We start from the raw sequence: 342 nt of genomic DNA on the forward strand, positions 1-342 counted from the left end.
GAGATCACCACGAATTGCCCAACCGACGCCTCAATGTCGAGCAGTTGGTTTGCGTGGGTCTCGTCGTATGCCACGGTATCGATTACGGCATCCGCACCTTGGCCAATGGCCTGCGACAAGGCACCGGGTTGATCTCGGTCTAAAACGATTGCCTTGGCATTGCGGCCTAAAGCGACATCGGGAATATATCCACCTCGACTCGCAAAGGTGACCGCCCAGCCTTCCTCCAGGAGCTTCAGGCCAATCGCACGGCCAATCTGTCCGGTTCCCCCTATAATGAATGCCTGCTTTGCCACGTTGTTCTCCGCAAATTAGGTTGGTTTCGGATACAGTAACAACAGC

1 protein-coding gene is annotated in these 342 nt (G+C 55.0%); it reads right to left on the reverse strand.

Annotation, left to right across the window (positions count from 1 at the left end; translation table 11 throughout):
- On the reverse strand, positions 1 to 296 hold a 296-nt coding region (locus QSJ70_RS27475; RefSeq protein WP_285541386.1), incomplete at its 3' end, for an NAD-dependent epimerase/dehydratase family protein.
- Between the last annotated feature and the right edge of the window lie 46 nt (positions 297 to 342).

The organism is Brucella sp. NBRC 12950, from assembly GCF_030268145.1.
Lineage (GTDB): Bacteria > Pseudomonadota > Alphaproteobacteria > Rhizobiales > Rhizobiaceae > Brucella.